Origin of the sequence: Nostoc cf. edaphicum LEGE 07299, from assembly GCF_015207245.1 — a bacterium.
In the GTDB taxonomy this organism is placed as follows: domain Bacteria; phylum Cyanobacteriota; class Cyanobacteriia; order Cyanobacteriales; family Nostocaceae; genus Nostoc; species Nostoc edaphicum_B.
Genome location: NZ_JADEXF010000708.1, coordinates 1 through 3,379, shown reverse-complemented (window position 1 = coordinate 3,379; position 3,379 = coordinate 1). Strand labels below are relative to the sequence as shown.

Annotated in this window: 1 protein-coding gene; it reads left to right on the top strand. The window is 44.1% G+C overall.

The window, feature by feature from the left end; genetic code table 11:
- The coding region (locus IQ229_RS19335; protein ID WP_322744024.1) for a beta strand repeat-containing protein at positions 1-3,052 on the top strand (3,052 nt) is incomplete at its 5' end.
- Positions 3,053-3,379: the final 327 nt, after the last annotated feature.

Sequence of the window (3,379 nt, the reverse complement as noted above, 5' to 3'; positions counted from 1 at the left end):
GTACAGAAATGAGACGGGGCGTGTCGCTGAGTCCCCTACTGAGCAGGGAGATGGAACCGTGCCGCTGAAATCTGCTATGGAACAATTTAATTATTATCCCAGAGCAAATATTCAGCTAAAACCTTTTATCCAAGGTAATGAACAAATTCAAGGAAACACAGATGAGTCAGTAAACCATAGTCCTCTAATGCACAATACTGATGTTCAAAAGCTCATCTTAAAAACCCTCAATGTCAATTTGGACGAAGATTCGATCTCTACTGGTCTTGCCACCAATATCTCTTTCGATCTAGTTGAAGCGATTGGTAAAATTTTATTCGATCCTGTAGAAGGTTTTCTCGTTGATGGTCAAGGTCGCAGACTGGGATACACTCAAGCAACGGGTCCAGTTACAGAAATTCCTAACAGTTTCTGGTTAGGGGATACAGAAGGCATAGGATGGATCGCAGGTCAAGTCGAAGGTCCAGTTACGCTGCAACTCACAGGTACAGGAGAGGAATATTTAGTCTCAGTTGCAGTAGAAACAAGCACTGGTCCAGCTGCCATTGAAGTCCAAGGATTTCTGGCTCAAGGAGAACAACAAACATTCAATATTCCCGTCAATAACTTCCCCATTTTAGATCTCAACACTTCTACTGAAGGTATCGATTCTAGTACGAGCTTGACCATACCGCAACAGAATGTTGCCATTACCAACAGTTTCTTAGAGATCGCAGATTCCGAATCTGCCAATCTGCAAGGTGCTACCGTTACCATTAAAAATCCCCAAAATGGCATTTCGGAGTTTCTGGGTGCTACCGCTACAGGTAATATAACGGTGGCTTACGCTCTGGCAACTAGTACCCTAACCCTCAGTGGTGCCGATACAATTGCTAACTACCAACAGGTTTTGAGAACAGTTACTTATAGCAACACAGCAGCCAATCCCAACCTAACTCCCCGCGAAATTGAATTTGTCGTCAATGATGGAGCAAGTTTCAATAACCTCAGTCCTGTTGCCACAACTATACTTACATTACTTACATTCGACTCAAACTTAAACCTGACTGGTACGAGTGGTAACGATACTTTGGTTGGTGGTAGTGGCAATGATACTCTTAGCGGTTTAGGAGGTAACGATTATCTTGACGGCAAAGCTGGCAACGATTATCTTGATGGCGGAACTGGCAACGATTATCTTGATGGCGGAACTGGCAATGACACTTATATTGTCGGTAGCTCTGCTGATGTCGTCAGCGAAACATCTACCACTGTTACAGAAATTGATACCGTTTCGGCTTCAGTTAGCTACACTCTTGGTGTCAATGTAGAAAATCTCAGCTTGACTGGCACTAGCGCGATTAATGGCACGGGCAACAGCCTCAACAACAGCGTCACAGGCAATAGTGGCAGCAACGTCCTTGATGGTGGTGCAGGCAATGACAATCTCAATGCTGGAGCTGGCAATGACAGTCTCAATGGAGGAGCTGGCAATGACAGCCTGAGCGGTGGAACTGGAAACGATACCTACATTGTTGACAGCTTGGGTGACAGTATCATCGAAAATGCCAATGAGGGGACTGATGCTGTCCAGTCTTCTGTTGATTGGACTTTAGGAGACAACCTAGAGTATTTGACGCTAACAGGTACTGATGCGATTAATGGCACGGGCAACGCTTTGAACAACAGGATCAGTGGCAATACTGTTAACAATACTCTCATTGGTGGCGATGGCAATGACAGTCTGAACGGGCAGGCAGGCAATGACAATCTTGATGCTGGAGCTGGCAATGACAGTCTCAATGGAGGAGCGGGGAATGACAGCCTGAGCGGTGGTGCTGGCAATGATTATTTTGAACCAGGCACAGGTATCGATAATGTCGTGGGTGGTTTGGGCAATGACGATCTCTCTTTGAACCTGTCTTCGGCTACTGGCAATATCGTGGTGAACTATACCAACTCGAATGCAGGTACAGTCTCCAATGGCACAACATTTAGTGAGATTGAAAGCATCAATTTAACTACAGGTAGTGGTAACGACATAATTAATCTCGGTGCGGCTGTTGACAGCAATGTTCGTAGTGGCTCAGGTCAGGACACTATTACTACGGGTGCTGGTAACGATTACCTGTATGGTGAAGCGGGTAATGACACTCTCAATGGTGGTGCTGGTAATGACTATCTTTATGGTGGTATCAATGATGACTATCTTGATGGCAATGCTGGCAACGATAATCTGTATGGTGAGGCAGGTAACGATACCCTCAATGGTGGAGATGGCAATGATATCCTCAACAGCGGTACTGGCGACGATGTGCTTAACGGAGGATTAAATAATGATACTTACTTTGTTGACAGTGCTTCGGACAGTATTTTTGAAGACACTAATGCTGGCATCGATAGCGTAAATACCTCTATAACTTGGACGTTAGGAAATAATTTAGAGAACTTGACCTTAACGGGTACAACCGCTATTGACGGTACTGGTAATATCCTCAACAACACGATTGCAGGCAATAGTGGTGCTAACAACCTATTCGGTAATGAGGGTAATGACAGTTTGAGCGGAAATAGCGGGAATGATTTACTTGATGGCGGTACTGGCGATGATACAATGCTTGGCGGGTCGGGTAATGATGTGCTGATTGGCAATTTTGGCAATGACGTACTCACTCTAAGTACTGGTGCTGATATCTTTGTTCTCAACAGTCCCAACCAGGGTGTTGATAGAATTACAGACTTCTTAACGGTTGATGATACACTTCATGTTTCTGCTGCGGGTTTTGGCGGTGGGTTGACTGCGGGTGCTTCTATTGTTGCAGACCAAATCCTTATCGGTAGTGGTACAGTTGCGGCGACTAGTGCTAGTCAGCGATTTATTTACAACACTTCTACTGGTGCGCTGTTCTTTGATGCTGATGGTAATCAAACTGGGTCTAGTGCGGTGCAGATAGCAACGCTATCTAATAAACCATTGATGGAGGTGATATTTTCATCATCTAATTTAAAAGCGTTAGGGCGGAAAAGTTTTACGCTTATCAAATGTCATGGTCAAGCTGTTATTTTTCTCTAAATCTCAGCATTGACCAAAAAGCGGTCATTTTTACATAGCTGACCGCTTTTTTTCACAATTTAGTCTAAACTCCAGTACTACATTTCTGAGTAAATATGCTTTCTTGCCTGAAAATGGCGGAACTTTCTCTGGTAGCAGTTCTAATCCTGATTTTTCTTATACACTAGGAGTCAGTCAGTTTTGCATAAAAACATTGTCAACTTAAGAAAGTACTAATATCAGAAGGCAGATTCAAGGATACTTTTCCTCTTGGCTAGGGGAACACGGCTGCGTGTTCTCCTTTATCCGACATGAAACTTTTTACAAGCCAGTACTTATCTCCAGGAG